General features: G+C 39.4%; 18 protein-coding genes and 1 pseudogene. 11 read left to right on the top strand and 8 right to left on the bottom strand.

The window, feature by feature from the left end:
* Positions 1–32 precede the first annotated feature (32 nt).
* Genes QE422_RS04585 through QE422_RS04575 form a run of 3 tightly spaced genes read left to right on the top strand, consistent with a single transcriptional unit; the run spans position 33 to position 2410 of the window.
* Positions 33–1010, top strand: coding sequence for an acyltransferase (locus QE422_RS04585; protein ID WP_307455464.1), 978 nt, complete (start codon positions 33–35; stop codon positions 1008–1010).
* A gap of 6 nt (positions 1011–1016) precedes the next feature.
* Entirely contained in the window at positions 1017–1775 is a 759-nt protein-coding gene (locus QE422_RS04580) for a glycosyltransferase family 2 protein (protein WP_307455462.1), read from the top strand.
* A gap of 8 nt (positions 1776–1783) precedes the next feature.
* Positions 1784–2410, top strand: coding sequence for a deoxyuridine 5'-triphosphate nucleotidohydrolase (locus QE422_RS04575; RefSeq protein WP_307455459.1), 627 nt, complete (start codon positions 1784–1786; stop codon positions 2408–2410).
* On the opposite strand, the gene QE422_RS04570 is transcribed toward QE422_RS04575, so the two are convergent.
* The 5 genes from QE422_RS04570 to QE422_RS04550 all read right to left on the bottom strand — a co-directional run bounded on the left by QE422_RS04570 (position 2402) and on the right by QE422_RS04550 (position 6894).
* Positions 2402–3631: a 3-deoxy-D-manno-octulosonic acid transferase gene (locus QE422_RS04570; protein ID WP_307462283.1), complete on the bottom strand. Its 1230-nt coding sequence runs from the start codon at positions 3629–3631 to the stop codon at positions 2402–2404. The two genes, QE422_RS04575 and QE422_RS04570, sit on opposite strands and share 9 nt — an antisense overlap.
* Before the next feature lie 109 nt (positions 3632–3740).
* Entirely contained in the window at positions 3741–4208 is a 468-nt protein-coding gene (locus QE422_RS04565; protein WP_307455457.1) for a DUF1648 domain-containing protein, read from the bottom strand.
* An 18-nt stretch (positions 4209–4226) separates the two neighbouring features.
* On the bottom strand, positions 4227–4943 hold the full coding sequence (locus QE422_RS04560) for a C40 family peptidase (protein WP_307455455.1): 717 nt from the start codon (positions 4941–4943) through the stop codon (positions 4227–4229).
* A 77-nt stretch (positions 4944–5020) separates the two neighbouring features.
* Positions 5021–5668, bottom strand: a complete 648-nt coding sequence (locus tag QE422_RS04555) for an O-methyltransferase (RefSeq protein WP_307455452.1) — start codon at positions 5666–5668, stop codon at positions 5021–5023.
* Between the two features lie 392 nt (positions 5669–6060).
* On the bottom strand, positions 6061–6894 hold the full coding sequence (locus QE422_RS04550; protein ID WP_307455450.1) for an OmpA family protein: 834 nt from the start codon (positions 6892–6894) through the stop codon (positions 6061–6063).
* A gap of 85 nt (positions 6895–6979) precedes the next feature.
* Between QE422_RS04550 and tilS the strand changes: the two genes are divergently transcribed.
* The 6 genes from tilS (at position 6980) to QE422_RS04520 (ending at position 13289) form a co-directional block, all read left to right on the top strand.
* Entirely contained in the window at positions 6980–8299 is a 1320-nt protein-coding gene (gene tilS / locus QE422_RS04545; RefSeq protein WP_307455448.1) for a tRNA lysidine(34) synthetase TilS, read from the top strand.
* Between the two features lies 1 nt (position 8300).
* Positions 8301–10376: a cytochrome c biogenesis protein CcdA gene (locus QE422_RS04540; protein ID WP_307455447.1), complete on the top strand. Its 2076-nt coding sequence runs from the start codon at positions 8301–8303 to the stop codon at positions 10374–10376.
* A 241-nt stretch (positions 10377–10617) separates the two neighbouring features.
* Positions 10618–11142, top strand: coding sequence for a biopolymer transporter ExbD (locus tag QE422_RS04535; RefSeq protein WP_307455445.1), 525 nt, complete (start codon positions 10618–10620; stop codon positions 11140–11142).
* 60 nt (positions 11143–11202) lie between these two features.
* Complete coding sequence (locus QE422_RS04530; RefSeq protein ID WP_307455443.1) at positions 11203–11700, top strand: hypothetical protein; 498 nt, start codon at positions 11203–11205, stop codon at positions 11698–11700.
* A gap of 10 nt (positions 11701–11710) precedes the next feature.
* Positions 11711–12493, top strand: a complete 783-nt coding sequence (locus tag QE422_RS04525; RefSeq protein WP_307455440.1) for an alpha/beta fold hydrolase — start codon at positions 11711–11713, stop codon at positions 12491–12493.
* A 1-nt stretch (position 12494) separates the two neighbouring features.
* Positions 12495–13289, top strand: a complete 795-nt coding sequence (locus QE422_RS04520; RefSeq protein WP_307455437.1) for a patatin-like phospholipase family protein — start codon at positions 12495–12497, stop codon at positions 13287–13289.
* A gap of 108 nt (positions 13290–13397) precedes the next feature.
* Here QE422_RS04520 and QE422_RS04515 read toward each other — a convergent pair.
* Positions 13398–14406: pseudogene (locus QE422_RS04515) on the bottom strand (bifunctional oligoribonuclease/PAP phosphatase NrnA).
* A 235-nt stretch (positions 14407–14641) separates the two neighbouring features.
* Here QE422_RS04515 and rpmH point away from each other — a divergent pair.
* Both rpmH and QE422_RS04505 read left to right on the top strand, forming a co-directional pair.
* Entirely contained in the window at positions 14642–14800 is a 159-nt protein-coding gene (gene rpmH, locus QE422_RS04510; RefSeq protein WP_007843334.1) for a 50S ribosomal protein L34, read from the top strand.
* A 154-nt stretch (positions 14801–14954) separates the two neighbouring features.
* Positions 14955–15665: a cell division ATP-binding protein FtsE gene (locus tag QE422_RS04505; RefSeq protein ID WP_307455435.1), complete on the top strand. Its 711-nt coding sequence runs from the start codon at positions 14955–14957 to the stop codon at positions 15663–15665.
* Positions 15666–15759: 94 nt separating this feature from the next.
* On the opposite strand, the gene QE422_RS04500 is transcribed toward QE422_RS04505, so the two are convergent.
* Complete coding sequence (locus QE422_RS04500) at positions 15760–16455, bottom strand: tRNA1(Val) (adenine(37)-N6)-methyltransferase (RefSeq protein ID WP_307455433.1); 696 nt, start codon at positions 16453–16455, stop codon at positions 15760–15762.
* Positions 16455–17909 carry a HAMP domain-containing sensor histidine kinase gene (locus tag QE422_RS04495; RefSeq protein ID WP_307455430.1) on the bottom strand — a complete coding sequence of 485 codons (1455 nt, stop codon included), beginning with the start codon at positions 17907–17909 and terminating at the stop codon, positions 16455–16457. Before QE422_RS04495 ends, QE422_RS04500 begins: the two co-directional genes overlap by 1 nt.
* Between the last annotated feature and the right edge of the window lie 2 nt (positions 17910–17911).

The raw sequence follows: 17911 nt of genomic DNA, 5'->3' as shown, positions 1-17911 counted from the left end.
GAAAAAAACTATTTTTGCACAAAACAAGGCAAATGCAAGACATCACGAAAAATAATTTTGACTTCATCCGTGTTCTCCTCGCTTTTATCGTTTTCGTCGGGCATTTGGGCGCTTTAAGTGCTTCTCCTGAACTCAAAGTTTTTGAGAACAGCCCGGTAGAGATTGCCGTTTTCGGGTTTTTCGTTGTCAGCGGCTTTCTTATTGCAAGAAGCTATGACCGGTCTTCAAGCTTAAAAAGGTATTTCAAAAAAAGAATCAGCAGAATTGTTCCGGCTTATTTATTAGTGGTTTTTCTTTGTGCTGTTTTATTAAGTCTTGTAAGTACGTATACATTTAAAGAATATTTCAGCAATACCCAGGTATACAAATACCTGTTCTGGAACTCGATATTTTTAAATTTTAAAGCACCGTGGCTTCCCGGGGTTTTCGGGAATCAGGCTGTGAACGGAGCGTTATGGACCATGAAAATAGAAATGAGCTATTACTTCTGTGTTCCCCTGCTTTTCCTGCTTTTCGGAAAGAACAACAAATACCGGAACATCAGTTTACTTATTATTTATTTCCTATCACTGGTTTATCTGAATTATTTTGAGTCGCTTGGTAAAATCTCGATGGCCAAACAGCTTCCGGGAACCCTGTCCTATTTTATTCCGGGAATGCTGATTTATTTTAACTTTGATCAGTTTATTAAACATAAAAACACCCTTTTCATCATTGCCGTTCTTACGGTCTGGATCGATCTGGTTTTGAACATCAAACTTTTTTCACCGATGATGATCGGGATTATTGTCCTGTACATTGCATACTCGCTTAAATTCCTGAACAATTTCGGGAAATACGGTGATTTTACGTACGGAATTTATATTTTCCACTTCCCTATTATCAGGACCTTTACAACGCTGGGGCTTTTTAAAGATTACAATCCTTACCTGATGGCTGTGGCCTGTATGCTGGTCGTCATCGCTGTAGGGATAAGTTCATGGCATTTTTACGAGAAAAAATTTTTATAAACACAAATGAAAGAGCTGGTTTCCATTATTACGCCTTCTTATAATTCTGCAGAATTTATCGAGGAAACAATACAGTCGGTCCTTAACCAGACTTATGAAAACTGGGAATGGCTGATTTCCGATGACCGTTCGAAAGACAATACTGCTGAAATTATCCGGAAATACAATGACCCCAGGATAAAGCTTCAGGTTCTTAAGCAGAACGGCGGTGCCGGAAATGCCCGGAATAAAAGCCTGGAACGGGCAGAAGGAAGATATATTGCCTTTCTGGATTCCGATGACTTATGGTATCCGGAATATCTGGAAACGATGACCGGTTTTATGCAGGAAAACAAAGCAGAATTGGTGTATTGCAATTATTCGAGATGCGATGAGCATACCATGGAGCCGATCCTGAGAGATTTTGAAGCCGATACTGTAGTTACCTTTTCCAATTTGCTTAAAACCTGCAGGCTGGCACCAGTCTCAACGATGTATGATACCAAAAGAGTCGGGAAATTTTTTTTCCCGGTAAAAAGCAAACGGGAAGACCATGTGATGTGGCTGAATCTTTTAAAAGAAATTCCCAAAGGCTATCCGCTGAATAAAACGCTGGCTAAATACAGGATGCGCGAAAACAGTGTTTCCAGAAAAAAGAAAAACATCATTAAAGACCAATACCTCGTTTATAAAGAATTCATGGGCTTTTCGACCATTACCTCTTTATATTACACCGCTAACTGGGCATTGAACGGATTTCTTAAATATTCGAAAATTTTTAATTAAATTTAAAAATGGAATATTCAAAAGAGTTTAAGGCCGCCCTCAGCAATTTTTCGTCTGTAGAAAAAGACCGGCTGATTTTCAGGCTGCTAAAAAAAGACAAGCTATTATCCAAAAAATTATATTTCGAGTTAATCGATCCTGAAACAACGGACAATAAGCGGGATGCCATGGAAGAAATCGTTCAGGAAAAAGTGCTGCTGGCTTCCAAATACATCAGCAACCAAAAATATTTCTTGTCGAGCATCCGTAAAATCAGTGCGGAAATTACCGAGCATGTAAAAATTACCACCGATAAGTTTGGAGAGGTTTCCCTAAATCTTTTATTGATAAACGAGATCCTGAAACATAATGATGATCTCAGCCGCCAACGTTTTGACAACATCTACAAACTGTATATGTATATGATCAATAAAACTGTAAAAGCGCTGCTGCTAACCAGGAAACTGGATGCGGATTACTGGATGGAAATTGACGAGTACCTAGACTCATTAAAGGAAAAAATCCTTCAGAACAAATACCTTTCCAAGCTGTTCATCAACAACGGAATCGATTTCAAATGGCTGACCAGCGATCAGATTCCTGAAAATTTTGATGAAATCATCAAAGGAATTAAGAGCCGGGGATTTTTAAGATAACATTTTCTCCAAGATCAGCTCCGTAGATTCAGGTTTTCCGGAAACAAAATTCTCAGCGTTCTCAGACATTGATTTCAGCAGCTCTTCATTATTGATCAGGAATAAAACAAAATCGGCTGCGAGACCGGTATTTTCAAACGCCCTTCCTCCATCTACAGCAACCAGCTCATCGGCTTCCGGGTTTTTCCGGTAATGGTTCCCAAAGATAACGGGAACCCCAAAAGTAGCCGCTTCAAGAATATTATGCAGCCCAGCCTCATGAAAACCGCCGCCTACCACCGCGATATCGGCATAAGAATAGAGTTTGGATAGCAGCCCGATGCTGTCTATGATTAAAATATGGGAATCTGAATCATTTATCGAGCTATCTATTTTACTGTACAAAAGCGCATTCGGGAACATCTGTTTCAAACTCTGAACTCTTTTGAGATCATGTGGTGCAACGATCAGTTTAGCGTAAGGGCTTAACTGTGAAACTTCTTCAACGATTTTTTCTTCTGCCTGCCACGAGCTTCCGAAAACAACGGCTTTATCTTTGCCAATAAATTCGCGTATAAAATCAACATGGTTGTTCCGGTTCCTTAATTGCTTTACCCGGTCGAATCTCGTATCTCCGGTTACTGAGGATTTTGTCAGGCCAACACTTTTAGCCAAAGCATAAGACATTTCGGTCTGGTGGAAAAACCAATCTATATTTTTCTGCAGCTGTTCTACAAACCATTTACCGTACGAAGTAAAGAAAGATTGCCGGTCATAAAACAAAGCGGATATTACATACGTTTTAGCACCTTTATTCTTCAGCTCTTCCAGCAGGTTGTACCAGTAATCGTATTTCACCGTAAAAAATAGTTGAACATCAAGTTGAGCAACAAATTCTTTTACATCAGATTTTCTATCGAAAGGCAGGTAACAGATGACATCAGCAATATGTCTTTTATTGACAATATGCTCGTAGCCTGATGGCGAGAAGAAAGTGATCAGAATTTTATGGTCAGAAAAATGAGCTTTTAATCTTTCCAGAACAGGAAGTCCCTGTTCATATTCTCCTAGGCTGGAAGCATGCATCCAGATTACCTTATCGGACTTTGAAAATCCGGATTTTACTTTCTGTAAAGATTCTTTTCTGCCCTCAACGCCTTTCTTCGTTTTATCATTAAATAAAGAAAAAATCTTCATCCCGAAGATAAGCAAATTGATGAATAGGTTGTAAAGAAAAGCCATCATATTCAATTTTAATTTTTTACGATCATTATGTTAAAAGGTCCAAAATCTAAAGACATTAAGCCCGTTAATTCGTCAAAAATATTTACTTCTGAACTATTTTGTTGCATCATTTAAAAATACCTACGAAAATGAACAAAACAATCAGGCTACCAATCACCGAAAACAAGGCCGAAGACATTGCTATCTTAGGCTTTGCTTCTTCATCCCTGGAGTATCTGAACATATAATCCTGGCTGTTCAGAAAGATTAGAGAGATCAACAGCAAGAGCCATCTTACAAAAATTTTCATTATCAAAAATTGTGCATTTTTATTCTCTTCGGTAATTTCTACGGGATAATTGGAAGCTCCTGGATTACTGACCAAATAAGCAAAGAAAAAATACAGAACGGTTAAAACCACCGGCATGAGAAAAGAATATTTTTTACTGCCGAAGTTATCTGCCTTTCCGTCGAAATCGAAATGGGTAGGAATAATCTGTGGTAAAAGTTTATAGTGTTTTATGGTAAACCACCACAAGAAAACCAGCAATCCAAAATTTAAAATATCGAAAATGCCCAAAAGAATATTTTCCATTTCAGATCTGTTGTAATTTTAGATTACACTTTTAATCACTCTCAGCTTATGCGTATGCTTGTTCAGTTCTTTATTGAAGATCCCGGTAGAATCCAGCGTATCGATTCTTACTTTTCCCGAAGCGTGGATAATCCTCTGATTTTCCAGCATGATGCCGACATGAACGATTTTCCCTTCCGGGTTTTCAAAAAAGGCAAGATCGCCGGGCCGGCTTTCTTCAACAAAGCTTAAAGATTCCCCAACGTTTACCTGCTGGGAAGCATCTCTGGGTAATTTAATCTCATGAATTTTATAGACCAGCTGGGTAAATCCGGAACAGTCCACCGCAAAAAAGCTTTTCCCGCCCCATAAGTATGGGACGTTGATAAATTCTTTAGCCGTCAAAGCAATACTTTCACGTACATCATGGCTCCGTCTGGAAGCAACCGCCGGAAACTCCACTTCCGAACCCATCGAAAGCAAGGTTTTCCCGTCATTCATCAACACCGATGCAAAATCTTCGGTTACGACGGTCACTTTACGTTTTGCCAAGATTTCATCTGCCACCGGACGGATCTGTTTGGTATCCATCCATCCTTCATAACCGTCGTAGTGCATTTTTATTCTCGTCCAGTTCTTATTGACTTCCAGAATATCCGCACTTTCGCCAAAAAGTATTTCGGTAACGATTTCAGCACGGTCAGAAGCTTCTGCCCGGACCGGTGCAACTGTGACACTACAAATTCCTTTATTCATCAGTTTATATTACGTTTAAGGTTCAGGTTAAGATTTAGAAATCATTTCACATATCTTAACTTTAAACTCACCTTCATCTATTTTCTTCTCAGGAAATTCACCCCGTCCCGCAAAGGTAAAATAAGATTTTCAAAATCGTCATCTTTCGCGATCAAATCATTCAATTCCTTAATTACCTGGGTAGATTTCTGCTTAGGGTTTTCCTCCAGCACTTTTCCGTACCAAAGCACGTTATCGAACATTACGACCGATCCTGATTTTGTCCTTGGCTTGATCAGCCTGAAATATTCTGCGTAATTTTCTTTATCCGCATCAATAAAAACCAGATCGAAAACCTCATCCGTTTCCTTTAGAAATTCTTTTGCATCCTGAAGCCTGAAATCGATCTGCCTCGAAAACTCACTTTCTGCAAAATATTTTCTCGGGAGATAGGCTAAATCTTCATTTACATCCAAAGTCGTTATTTTTCCGTCTTTTGCCATTCCTTCCGTAAGGCAGAGCGTGGCATAGCCGGTAAAGGTTCCTATCTCCAGAATATTTCTGGGCTGCATCATCCGGGAGATAATCGTCAGCAATCTTCCCTGCTGGTATCCCGAAATCATATGCGGTTGCGTAGTCTTCTGATAAGTCTCCCGTCTTAGTTTTCTCAGGATTTCAGGTTCCGACGAAGCATGGGTTTCAAGGTACCTGTCCATCTCCGGATTTTTTTCTTCAAAAAAGCTCATTCTACAAATTTTAGGCAATTCAAATTTACTTAAATATAACAAAAACGCATAAATAAACCCAAAGATTCTGAAGACATGGGAAAATCCCGGATATAAATACCGTAAAAATACGGATGGTGCCGTTTTCCAGATCAATCTACCTTTGCATCGAGGGGTAAAAACACACGAAATAATGTTTTCAGAAAAAAAACAAATTAACCACGAGAATCAAAAGAATCCGGTGCCGAAAGGCACCTCGGGTTCTTTTTCAAAGAAAACAAAGCAAGAAATATCCAATTCATTTTTTCAAAGAATTATTTCTCTCCTTAAAAAAGAAGATGTGATTTGATGAGCTAAAAAAGAAAATCCCGAATTGCTTCGGGATTTCTTTTTTATTGATTAGGATATTTAAATTATTTCTTCGGTGCAATATCCATCAGTTTCATGAATTCATCCAGCTTAGGCATGATGATGATTTCCGTTCTTCTGTTTTCAGCTCTTCCGGAAACGCTCATGTTGGTTGCTTTAGGATTATATTCGGAACGTCCGCCTGCTGTGATTCTTGCAGGATCAACCCCAAACTGAGTCTGTAAGATTTTTGCTACGGAAGTTCCTCTTAAAGCAGAAAGATCCCAGTTGTCTCTTGGCAGATTCGGAGAATTTAAAGCCGCATTATCGGTATTTCCTTCGATCAATACTGAATATTTATCGTAATCGTTGATTACTTTAGCTACTTTTCCTAACACTTCCTGAGCGGCAGGCAATACGTTGTAATCTCCGGTTTTGTATAACATTTTGTCCGAAAGTGAAATCATTACCACTCCTTTTAGAACTTTTACCTGAACATCGCTGTCTGCTACATTATCCAAAGATCTTTTCAGTTTGTTTGACAATGCCAGATTCAAACTGTCGTTTTTCGCATTGCTTGAAATCAATTGCTTGATATAAGAGTTGGAAGAGTTGATTTCCCCTACCAGCTTATCGATATTTGCAGAGCTTTTCCCTGAGTTGGAAAGACATGCATCCAATGAAGACTTTAAAGCATCATGCTGGCTTTTTAATAAGTTGTTCTCACTCGCCAATGCTGAATTCTGAGACTTCAGATCCTGAATTTCCCTCTGTCTTTCCCCTACATTTTCTATACACTGTTTGTAATTTGAGCTTAACGCGTCATACTGCTTTTTGCTGATACAAGATGTCATTCCCAGCGCCATTGCAGAAACTGCTAAAATTTTAAAAATTTTCATAAATAATCATTTTTAGACGGACCAAAGGTAACAAAATTCATTTTAATTATATGAGTTATCTTTGCATAAAGAATTCCTAACCTCTATGTTGAACCTATCAGTGTTTAAAAGCCAGCTGGGTAAATTAATTCATTTTCCTGAAAATCAAAGCTATCTGCTTGCCGTTAGCGGTGGTGCTGATTCTATGGTTCTGGCGTACTGTTTTAAGGAGTTAGGGATCAAATTTCAGGTAGCACATATCAATTATAAGCTCCGCGGAGAAGATTCGGATCTGGATCAGAAAACCGTAGAGGACTTCTGCGAAAAGCACCATATTAAATTTCATTTATATTCGGTTTCAGAGAAAGACCGCAAGCCTGAAAATTCCATCCAGCTATGGGCAAGAGAGCTGCGGTATGATTTTTTCAAACAGATCCGGACGATGGAGAACCTGGAATTCCTCGTTACGGCCCACCATCTGAATGATCAGCTGGAAACTTTTATCATCAATCTGTCAAAAGCAGCGGGAATTCAAGGATTAAGTGGAATTCCGGCCAATGACAACCATATTCTGCGTCCGCTTCTGTCCTTTTCAAAAGAAGAAATTTATGCTTTTGCAAGAGAGAACCAAATTGAATACCGGGAAGATCTCTCTAATAAGAAAAGTGATTATCTGAGAAATAAAATCAGGAATGAGATTGTTCCGAAACTGATGGAAACCAATGACCATTTTTTAGATAATTTCAGAAAGAGTACTTCTTATCTGAATCAGGCTAAAGATTTCATTCAGCAGCAGATCGGCGAAATAGAAAACCGCATTACTCTGTTTAACCCATCCCACAAAATTTTATCAAAAGAACAGCTCAGCCGGGAGAGTAATTTCGTAAAATTTGAAATCTTAAAGAAATACGGTTTTGATCAGGAGCAGGAAATTCCTAAAATTTTTACTGCCGAAAACGGGAGCTTATTTTTATCTGAAGAATATCAGCTGACGGTAAGTTATGACGAACTGATTTTCATCAAAAAACCAGAAACGGAAATACCGGACCGTGCTCAGAAGATTCTTTTAATTGAAAAATATGATTTTTCTGAAAACCGGATCGCCCTAAATCTCGAAAATATAATGGGAATCGAGGAAATCAATAAAAGTTTCGAATGGGACTTTGACGCCCGCAAACTTCGCTTTCCTTTGCTTTTACGAAGACCGAAGGATGGGGACGAATTTTATCCTTCCGGATTTTCAGGGAAAAAGAAAGTTTCCAAGTTTTTTAGGGACGAAAAATTATCTATTTTAGCGAGGCAAAAAATATGGCTTCTGGCCGACGGCGAAAATTCCGTACTCGGGGTGATTCCGTTCCGACAGGACCGAAGAAATTCTAAGGATGAGAATACCGAACATATTCTCAAAATTTTTAATAAAAAGTAAAATGAAGTTTAGAAACTGGTTTTTATTGATTCTGTTGTTTTTGGCAACCGGAATCAATGCACAAATCAAAAATCCTGTAAAATTTAAATTCACCATCAACGAATTAGGCGACAACCAATACGAAGCGGTGCTGAATGCGACGATGGAAAGCGGCTGGCACATCTATTCCAAAGATCTTCCTGAAGACACCGGAATTCCGACCAGCTACAAGGTTTCAGGAAAAAACATCGAACTGATCGGGAAATTTACGGAAACCGGTAAAAAGCATGAAGAATTTTCTGAGGCTTTCGGCGGAAAGATTGTTTTTTATTCTGATGCAGCAGGCTTTAAGCAGAAATTTAAATTAAAAGACGGAACAAAGCCTGGAGATGTAGTTGCAGAAATTACTTATCAGACGTGTGACGACAGGGTTTGCCTGGCACCGAATACGCTGGAATTCAACAAACAGGTAACACCAAAGGGCGCTGTAGAAACCAAGACGGACGAAAAAGAGGAGCCTGCCAAAAATTCCGTAAAAAATCCGGCAGTCGTTGAAACAGTTACGGAGAATCCTTCAGAAGGAGAAATCACCGTAACGGAATCATCCAAATTGGATCCTAAGCAATTGAAAATATCATCCATCGATATTAAAAACCCTTTGACAGACTGCGGAACCGGGTCTTCCAAGATCAGCGAAAACTATTGGACGTATCTTTTATTAGGATTTATCGGAGGGTTAATTGCCCTGCTTACTCCGTGTGTGTTCCCCATGATTCCGTTAACGGTTTCATTCTTTACGAAAGGGAATAAAAACCCGGCGAAAGGGAAAAGAGATGCTCTGATTTATGGTTTCTTTATTTTGCTCATCTTCGTTTTACTGAGCGTACCTTTCCACCTGATCGATGGGATCGCAGGAAATATTTTTAACGAAATTTCGACCAATGTCTGGCTAAATATTGTATTCTTTATTATCTTCATTTTCTTCGCAGGAAGCTTTTTCGGATACTACGACATTACTCTGCCGAGTTCGATTGCCAATAAATCTTCAAAGGCGGAAGAGGCAGGAGGAATTATCGGAATTTTCTTTATGGCTTTAACGCTGGTGATTGTTTCCTTCTCCTGTACAGGTCCGATCTTAGGAAGTTTGCTGGGAAGCGCCATTACCGGTTCGGCTAACGTTCCGATGCTCTTAACCTTTGCTTTAGGCGGTTTTGGGCTGGCCTGGGCGATTGTCTTCGGATTGCTGGCTTTGTTCCCTCAGGCCTTGCAAAGTCTTCCGAAATCAGGGGGCTGGATGAATACGGTAAAAGTGGTTTTAGGATTTGTAGAATTGGCTCTGGCTTTAAAGTTCCTTTCAAAAGCTGATCTTGTTTCTAAAACATTTTTAATTAAAAGAGAACTCTTCATTGCCATCTGGATTATTGTAGCCATCGGTTTGGTGATCTATTTATTCGGATTAATCAGATTCCCGCACGATGACAAAAAACCGAAGATTTCCATCACAAGAAAAGTATTGGGTGTATTGGGAATCGGTTTTGTGATTTACCTGATCCAAGGATTAATTCCATCCGACCGTCCGAAACTGCAGCTGTTAAGCGGAATTTTGCCTCCGCTGAACGTCAGCTACTTCCATGACGAAAAAGACGGAATCCTGGGAATGCATCCTGAGCACGATTTCTTTAAAGCCATTGAAATTGCTAAGAAAGAAAACAAACCGATCCTGATCGACTTTACCGGTTATGGCTGTGAAAACTGCCGTAAAATGGAGGAATTCGTTTGGAGCCAGGCGGATATTCTACCGATTCTCCAAAATGATGTAGTGCTCGCTTCTTTATACGTTGACGATAAGGAAGAGCTTCCTGAAGAGCAGAAAACTAAAATTGACCTTGGAGACGGGCAGATGAAAAAAGTACAGACCATCGGAGACCGATGGAGCTTGTTCCAGACCGCAAATTTCAACAACAACTCCCAGCCGCATTATGTTTTGCTGACTCCGGATGGAAAAGTGATCAACACGCCGGTTTCTGGATACATGGAAAAGGAAAAATTCAAAAAATTCCTGGAATGCGGCGTCAATTATTATAAACAGAATAAATAAAAATTTTCAAATATTTTTAAAACTCATGCTGAAAGGCGTGAGTTTTTTGTTTCATACGGATGATATTCATTAAACAGAATTTATTTTATTCTGCTGATAAATAATATGTTTAATACTCAATCAATTTAATACTTAATACCGATTTTATATTTCAGGTACGAATTTTGTATATATTCCGTTATAAAAATAAGTATTCAATATCTTTTATTAAAAACTGTTTAACATTTAAAAACTAATAATTATGGCAGAAGTAATTGCACAGGAAAAGCAGGGCGGAAGCAAGCAGAGAAAAAAATTAATCCGCGTGGATATGACCCCGATGGTAGATCTGGGATTTTTATTGATCACCTTCTTTATGTTTACCACCAATTTTACAAAACCGAATGTGATGGATCTGGGATTGCCGGCGAAAGATCCCAATCCAAGTCCAAAACATTATGACATTCTTCCAAAGAATCAGGTTACTTTTATTCTCGGTAAAGACAACAGGGTATTTTATCATCAGCAGTCCAAAGAAGATTTAAACAAGAATAATCTGAAAGAAACGGATTTCAACGGGCTGAATATCACGAAGATTATTTCCGAGGCTTATAATAAAGCGCCTAAAAAAGAAAATTTCACCATTATTATTGAACCCACCGACGACGCCAATTATAAAAATTTCGTTGATGTGCTGGATAATATTGCAATTTCAAAAAAGGAAAGATACGGTGTTACCGACATCAAACCATGGGAGAAGAAAGTTTACGAAGAATTAACCAGATAAAACAGGAAGGGCATTTTTAAAATGCTCTTTTTTATTTACTTTTGGATATAATTTTATTGAATGAAAAACTTTTTAACCGCCATTGCACTTACAGCCTTAGCCGTTTCATGTTCTAAAAAAGAAACAACTCCCACTGTGGACAAAGTGGACAGTACCAAAATAGTAGATTCCATTAATGCTGCAAGAACTAAGATCAACGACAGCATCCGGTCTAAAAATCATTTCAAAGATTTCAGCGGAACCCATAAGCTGACCCACAGCCTTATGAATTCGTCAGGAACCGTTAAATTTAAAAAGATTGACGGCGAAGCAGATCATTACGATGTTTCAGGAACCATTACATCAGGAAAAAATTCCCTTACTATAAAAGGCTTCATGGCCACTGTTTCTGACAAGCACATGAATTTCACCGGTGATATTTCTGAAAGCGAAAATGGAAAGCCTTATGTAAGAAAAGGAACTAAAACCTTCATGTCTAAAGACGGCGGAAAAACGTACCGGCTTCAGGATATGGTAAATGGTTCGGGATTTGTTGAATATATTGATATTCATTTTTAACTGCTGCCTTATGCTGAACTTTGAGAGAAAAGGAAACGGAAAGGAAACCCTGGTCCTGCTGCATGGCTTCATGGAAAACCTTTCGATATGGAACGATATGGAACCTCATCTTTCCGAGAATTTTTCATTGCTGAAAATTGATCTTCCCGGCCATGGACAGTCGGAAATCATCGCTGAAGTACAGACTATGGAACTGATGGCAGAAGAGGTGAAGAAAGTTCTTGATCATGAAAACCTAACCAAAATCCATTTGCTTGGCCATTCTATGGGAGGCTATGTTTCCCTGGCTTTTGCTGAAAAACATCTGGAATACCTTAAAAGTTTAACCCTGTTTTTTTCAACTTACTTTCCCGATGATGCTGAGAAAAAGGAACAGCGGATCAAAAGTTACCGTATTATTAAAGATGCTTTTGCACACTACGTCAGAGCCGGTATTCCAAACCTGTTTAATCCCAACGAACGGGATATCCTGGAAGGAAAAATAGAGATTGCATTGGAAACTGCCCTTTCGACAAACCATTTGGGTGCGCTTGCCTCAGTAAAAGGAATGGTGGAAAGAACGGACAAAAAACATATCCTGGAAAATCTGGACGCCAAAATTTTAGTCCTCGCCGGAAAACATGACAATGCGGTAAAGACCGATGTGACAATTAAAGGCCTTCCCGACCGTACAAACATCAAATCTTACATTCTGGACTGCGGCCATAACGGGCATTGGGAAAAGCCATCCGTCTGTGCGGCGATCATCAATACCGAACTTCTTCATAATATGCCGAAACATCTGGTCTTCTGATATGTTTGATTTCTTCTCCTTCAAAAAAAAGAAACCGGTAATCGGCCTTACTCTTTCGGGCGGAGGAATGCGTGGGATCGCTCACATTGCCGTTCTGAAAGCTCTTGAAGAATACAACCTGAAACCTGATATTATTTCCGGAACCAGCGCAGGTTCTATTGTCGGAGCTTTTTATTCTTTAGGAAAAACTCCCGAAGAAATGATGGAGATCGTAAAGCAAACCACCTTTTTTTCCCGGTCTTATCTTAAGCTTTCAAAAAACGGGATTTTCAGCGCTAAATTTATCCTGAAACTGCTAACGGATTATTTCCCGGAAGATAATTTCAATACTTTGAAAATTCCGGTCTATGTAGCCGCGACGGAAATGACGCATGGTATAGTGGACTTTTTTTCGGAGGGTGAGCTTTTTGCTCCGCTTCTTGCCTCTTCAAGTGTTCCGTTTATTTTGCCTCCGGTGAAGATGGGTGAGAAAATTTATGTGGACGGCGGGGTGCTGGATAATTTACCGATCGAGCCGATTATGGATAAATGTGATTTCCTGATCGGTTCCCATGTGAATTCCATCAGCTATGACAGTCTGGAAAAGATGAGCCTGATGAAAGAATTTGACCGGATTTTACACCTGGCCATCGCCAAATCAGTTTATTCCAAAGCAAAAGCCTGTGATATTTTCCTGGACCCTCCAAAGATGACGAAGTTCAGCTTATTCAACAAAAAATATCTCGACACGATGTTTCAGGAAGTGTATGAGTACACGTGTAAAGAACTTGAGGAAAAGGGGTATTTGCGGGTTTAGGGTTTTAGAGTAGTGGTGTATTAGGGTTGGAGTGTTAGGGTGCTGAGGTCGAAAATTATTTTGTTGTGAGGAATGGGGTGATGGAGCGATTTCTCAATTTCAATCATTTTACAAACTTTCTTCAGCTTCAATTTTATTTTTGAAGGTTTCAATGGTATCCTGTAAAGATTCGTGGGATTTTCCACCGGCTGCATTGATGTGCCCTCCTCCACTGAAGTATTTTCTTGAAAACTGGTTGACATCCATATCATCCTTACTCCTAAAAGAAATTTTAATAAAGTCCTCATACAGGTCTTCCATGAAGAAAGCCGCCATCTTTACACCGAGGATGCTTAATCCGTAATTCACAAAACCTTCAGTATCCCCTTTCTGGAAACCATATTCTTTCAGTTCTTCCCGGGTAAGATACAACACTGCTACTTTTCCGTCCTTCACCACTTCAATCCTTCCTAAAATCAGGGCTAAAAGATGAAGTCGGGAAACGGTGTTGGTATCCCAGGTATTAGAAGTAATGGCAGCAGGATCAGCCCCATGCTCAATTAAATTGGCGATAATCCTGTGGGTCGCAGCACTGGTAGAACGGAAGCGGAACCCTCCGGTATCGGTCATGATGCCGGTATACAGGCATTCTGCGATATCTTTATTCACAAGCTTTTCATCGTCCATTGCTTCGATAAAATGATAAACCATCTGGCAGGTCGCCGGAATCACCGTATCGGAATACACGAAGTCAAATTTTTCAGGCTGCTGGTGATGATCGATAAGGATTTTCTTTCCTCCGGCATTCGTTAGCCATTCGCCCAGAATACCGATCCTTGAAGGTGCATTAAAATCCAGGCAGAAAATAACGTCCGCTTCATTAATAAGGTCGAAAGCGAATTTTCTTTTATAGTCTGCGATCAGTACTCTTTTGGCTTCCGGCATCCATTTCAGAAACTTCGGAAAGTCGTTGGGGAACGATCACTTCTGCATGAATCCCTTTGGCTTTCAGATAATGTTTAAGGCCAAGACTCGAACCAACCGCATCACCATCCGGATTGTAGTGTGTGAGGATTACAATTTTATTTTCTGGAGTAAGTAACGTGTTGATTTCTAAAAGTTCTGCCGGTGTAAACATCATGATGTTTATATTTCTTTAAATTTGAGTTTCCAAAGATAGAGCTTTTAAACAAATCAGAACGATTATTTTTAATTATCGGGAAAATCCTTCATGAGCCGGGGGTTTGTAAATAGTTGACTGACTAAGGGATGAAAAAAATCAAAAAAATATTACGAAAGTTTGCAACTTTTAAAAAATTCCATATCTTTGCAACCTGAAAATTAATAGATAATTACGATTTAAACATATAGTAATGAGTAAAAGAACATTCCAGCCATCAGAAAGAAAAAGAAGAAACAAACACGGTTTCAGAGAAAGAATGTCTACGCCAAATGGAAGAAGAGTTTTGGCTGCGAGAAGAGCTAAAGGCAGAAAGAGTTTAACTGTAAGTGCATCACGCGCTAAGAGATAATCTTTTTATTATCATATACAAATCATGCTTGAAAAGAAGTTTTTCAGGCATTTTTTGTTGTTAAAATTTCCTAAAATTTAGGTTCTTAAGTCTTCTTTTTCCTATTTTTAAAATCTGAAAAAATATTTTAGAAAAGCACTTTTAAAACTGAATTATGCCACATACCAATATTGCCGGAGATAACATCATAAGCCTGCAGCACGCGAAGATTGCACAAAAAAACTTCACGGTTCTTTCTGATGTGAATCTGAACATCAAGAAAGGAAGATTCTGCTATCTGATCGGAAAAACAGGTTCCGGAAAAAGTTCACTGCTGAAGACACTGTACGGGCATATTCCTTTGGCTTCGGGACACGGCGCAGTGGTAGGTTTCGATCTTGCCAAACTGAGAGCCTCCGATGTACCAAACCTGAGAAGAAAACTGGGCATCGTATTCCAGGATTTTCAACTGCTTTCCGACCGGACTGTTGAAAAGAACCTGAAATTCGTTCTGGAAGCAACAGGCTGGAGCGATAAGGAGAAAATAGAAGAACGCATCAACGAGGTTCTGGCCAGCGTAAACATGAAGAGCAAGAAGCATAAGATGCCCCATGAGCTTTCAGGAGGAGAGCAGCAGCGTATCGCCATTGCAAGGGCTTTGCTGAACCACCCAGATCTTATTCTGGCGGATGAGCCAACAGGAAACCTTGACCCTGAGACCTCCAATGAGATCATGACGCTTTTGAAGCAGGTGGCTTTGGAAAACGGCGCGGCTGTAGTAATGGCAACCCACGATTATCATATGATCCAGAATTTCCCGGGAGAAGCCATCCGTTGCGAAGACGGTAAGGTTTCCGTACTGGATACGGCGGAATTATTTGAATAAGATTTAATCATTAAGAACACCTAAGAAATTAAGTTTTTTTAAATAAGAACAAACCGATTTTTATTAATAATCTTAATGGTTCAGAATAATTGCTTTATTTGCGAAACACATGAAACTCTTTAGTGAGTTCAAGATATTGGTCCGAGTATTGTCTCGGACTTTTTTCTATAATGAATTCCGACTCTGTGAAAGGCTGGGCAGTTAAAGAAAATTCGAGGATCAATCTTTTTGTATTTGCCGTTTGAATGCCTTTGATATTGATTTTCCGAGTGAGCATTAAATTATTTTCTTCTGCAATATCAATAAAATCTTTTCCGGCTTCCACAGGGATAATGACAGAAAAAACACCTTTTTCTGTGAGCAAGGCTGCCGATTTTGAAATCAGCTGCCTAAAGTTCAGTTCTACCGTTTGCCGAGCGATCTTGTCTTTATCCGAGTCTGAGACTTCAAAATAAGGCGGATTCGATACAATCAGATCAAATTTCTCCGGTGTGCTAAAATATTTAAAATCCTGATGAACGTTTTTTACTCTCGGTGCAAAAGGCGAATTTTCGAAATTCAATTTTGTAAGTTCGGTTGCAGATTCATGAATATCGATTCCTAAAAATTCCGCATTAAGATTTCTTTGGGCCAACATGAGTGAAATCAATCCGGTACCGGTTCCTACTTCCAACACGTTTGATGCATGAGCCACCGAAGCTAAAGCGCCCAGCAGAACGCCATCCGTCCCTACGCGGAAAACACTCTCCGACTGCCGGATTTCAAATTGTCTGAATATAAAAGGCTTCACTATAAATTGGTCGGTAAAGTAATGGTAAACGTTGTACCTTTTCCTACTTCGGATTTTACGGTAATCTCTCCTTTATAATCTTCAACCATTTTCCTTACCATTGACAGGCCAAGCCCCATTCCACTGTTTTTAGAGGTAAAATTCGGTTCGAAAATCCTTTCATAGATATTTTCAGGGATTCCCACTCCATTATCCTGAACAGAAATCATAATCCTGCGCTGATGCTGCTCGATATCAACATTAACGATCAGCTTACGCTCTTCACTTTCTGCCTGTCTTGCATTGGTAACAAGATTGGTGATGATCCTGGACAAATAAATTTTATCCATATTGATCATGATGTTGCTTTTATTGGCATGCATGAAAACACGGTCGTTATTGAAAACACGGAGAATATCCTCTACTTCATTATTCAAATTGATGACCTCGTTATTTTTTTCTGGGAGTTTAGCAAATTCAGAGAATGCGGAAGCCACCGTCGCAATAAGGTCGATCTGGTCTACCATGGTTTTGCTCATCTGCTTTACACGCTCCCGGATATTCGGATCTTCAGGATCGAATTTTCTTTCAAAGTTCTGGATGGTCAGCTTCATCGGCGTAAGCGGATTTTTGACCTCATGAGCCACCTGTTTTGCCATTTCCCTCCAGGCCTCTTCCGAAGCTTTAAAACGCAGCCTTTCTTTCTGATCCTGAATCTGGAGGATCATTCGGTTATAAGCCCGTGCCAATGCATTAAGCTCATCGTTCTTATAGTAGCGGATCGGACGCATTTCATTTTCAAATAAAGTGATCCGCGTGATCATATCTGAAAATTTGGTAATATTCTTCGACAGGTTATTAGACATGACCCAACTGAACCAAATGCTGAAAAGGATCAGCAATACGTCAACCAGTACGATATATTTTAAATAAGTATTAAGCACACCTAGATAAGAACCCTCATCATGATACAGCGGAATATAGACGATAGCGATCGGTTCAAAATCATTATTTCTCAGCAATAAATAAGAAGAAGTAAGCATGGCATCTTTAGAAGCATCATAACCCCTGATATCAACCCTGGCCTTGGTAGCAAGAATCCGGTTAACAATATTGATAGGGATGGGTTTCCGATAGGCTGCATTTCCTTCCACACTTGAAACCAGGTAGTTTCCCCTTAAATCGTACAGAACGACAGGATGCTGATTAATATCTGAAATTTCATAGATTTTGTTATCTAAAAGTTCGGGAAGGTCTTGTGTTTCCGTATGTTTCATACTTACGGCATAATCCAAAAACCTCATTACGGCGCCGGTTTTATTCTGCATATCGATCTCACTCTGCTTCTCAGAATTATTCCTCAGCACAAAGTAAGGCACCAGCGAAGAAGCTACAACACTTAAAAGGCATACCAACAGAAATCCGAAAAATACACGGTTCCTCAAGCTATATCCTTTATACATATTAATTGACATTC

The sequence above is a fragment of the Chryseobacterium sp. SORGH_AS_0447 genome, from assembly GCF_030818695.1.
In the GTDB taxonomy this organism is placed as follows: Bacteria; Bacteroidota; Bacteroidia; order Flavobacteriales; family Weeksellaceae; genus Chryseobacterium.
The sequence above is the reverse complement of the archived record's forward strand: the minus strand, read 5'-3'. Positions and strand labels throughout refer to the sequence as shown.

Bases quoted from the DNA above. Each gene is read 5' to 3' on its own strand.
- QE422_RS04555 (WP_307455452.1), bottom strand. From the start codon at position 5,668: ATGAGCTTTTTTGAAGAAAAAAATCCGGAGATGGACAGGTACCTTGAA.
- QE422_RS04580 (WP_307455462.1), top strand. From the start codon at position 1,017: ATGAAAGAGCTGGTTTCCATTATTACGCCTTCTTATAATTCTGCAGAA.
- QE422_RS04495 (WP_307455430.1), bottom strand. From the start codon at position 17,909: ATGTCAATTAATATGTATAAAGGATATAGCTTGAGGAACCGTGTATTT.
- QE422_RS04570 (WP_307462283.1), bottom strand. From the start codon at position 3,631: ATGGCTTTTCTTTACAACCTATTCATCAATTTGCTTATCTTCGGGATG.
- QE422_RS04575 (WP_307455459.1), top strand. From the start codon at position 1,784: ATGGAATATTCAAAAGAGTTTAAGGCCGCCCTCAGCAATTTTTCGTCT.
- QE422_RS04585 (WP_307455464.1), top strand. From the start codon at position 33: ATGCAAGACATCACGAAAAATAATTTTGACTTCATCCGTGTTCTCCTC.
- QE422_RS04505 (WP_307455435.1), top strand. From the start codon at position 14,955: ATGCCACATACCAATATTGCCGGAGATAACATCATAAGCCTGCAGCAC.
- rpmH (WP_007843334.1), top strand. From the start codon at position 14,642: ATGAGTAAAAGAACATTCCAGCCATCAGAAAGAAAAAGAAGAAACAAA.
- QE422_RS04530 (WP_307455443.1), top strand. From the start codon at position 11,203: ATGAAAAACTTTTTAACCGCCATTGCACTTACAGCCTTAGCCGTTTCA.
- QE422_RS04535 (WP_307455445.1), top strand. From the start codon at position 10,618: ATGGCAGAAGTAATTGCACAGGAAAAGCAGGGCGGAAGCAAGCAGAGA.
- QE422_RS04520 (WP_307455437.1), top strand. From the start codon at position 12,495: ATGTTTGATTTCTTCTCCTTCAAAAAAAAGAAACCGGTAATCGGCCTT.
- tilS (WP_307455448.1), top strand. From the start codon at position 6,980: ATGTTGAACCTATCAGTGTTTAAAAGCCAGCTGGGTAAATTAATTCAT.
- QE422_RS04565 (WP_307455457.1), bottom strand. From the start codon at position 4,208: ATGGAAAATATTCTTTTGGGCATTTTCGATATTTTAAATTTTGGATTG.
- QE422_RS04540 (WP_307455447.1), top strand. From the start codon at position 8,301: ATGAAGTTTAGAAACTGGTTTTTATTGATTCTGTTGTTTTTGGCAACC.
- QE422_RS04550 (WP_307455450.1), bottom strand. From the start codon at position 6,894: ATGAAAATTTTTAAAATTTTAGCAGTTTCTGCAATGGCGCTGGGAATG.
- QE422_RS04560 (WP_307455455.1), bottom strand. From the start codon at position 4,943: ATGAATAAAGGAATTTGTAGTGTCACAGTTGCACCGGTCCGGGCAGAA.
- QE422_RS04525 (WP_307455440.1), top strand. From the start codon at position 11,711: ATGCTGAACTTTGAGAGAAAAGGAAACGGAAAGGAAACCCTGGTCCTG.